Annotated in this window: 1 protein-coding gene; it reads right to left on the reverse strand. The window is 44.2% G+C overall.

Annotation, left to right across the window (positions count from 1 at the left end; translation table 11 throughout):
- Nucleotides 1-516 (reverse strand): hypothetical protein (locus tag AAGF08_RS20475; RefSeq protein WP_343513319.1); only part of this gene is annotated, 516 nt, incomplete at both ends.

The raw sequence follows: 516 nt of genomic DNA on the forward strand, positions 1-516 counted from the left end.
ATAATCATAAGTATATAACTCATTCCCATTGTACAGAGACAGTCCTCCATCGAAGGTGGCAATCCAAAACGTACCGTCTTTGTTCTGAATGATTTTTCGGATGTCGTTCCCGGGAAGCCCCTGATTTCTTGAAAGTTGTAACAGGACGGAAGTGGTACCTTCTAGCTTCTGCGGTCTGTCCATCTGGGTGACAACAGGCGTGGGAAGGATGGAAATTTTCTTTTCAATCGGAATGGTGTCAAACTCCAGCTTCATCCGATCATTGGGATCCCAATCTAAGGGAGATTCCTCCATTGGAGGATTTACAGGTTTGAACTCATTGATAATGAATGGCTGAGAGGGTAATTTGTCAATGTCCAACGGGTAGGTTTGAGGAATGTCAATACTATCCGGGTCAATGACTTGCCATTCAATGGGTTTAGGTTCTGTAAGCTTAAAGGCGTTGGTTACAGGCGCTCTGAAAGCTTTCGGGTCAAGTGCCCTTTTTTTAGCTACATCATCATTACAGGATACCGT

Origin of the sequence: Algoriphagus sp. SE2 (assembly GCF_039563885.1) — a bacterium.
In the GTDB taxonomy this organism is placed as follows: Bacteria; Bacteroidota; Bacteroidia; order Cytophagales; family Cyclobacteriaceae; genus Algoriphagus.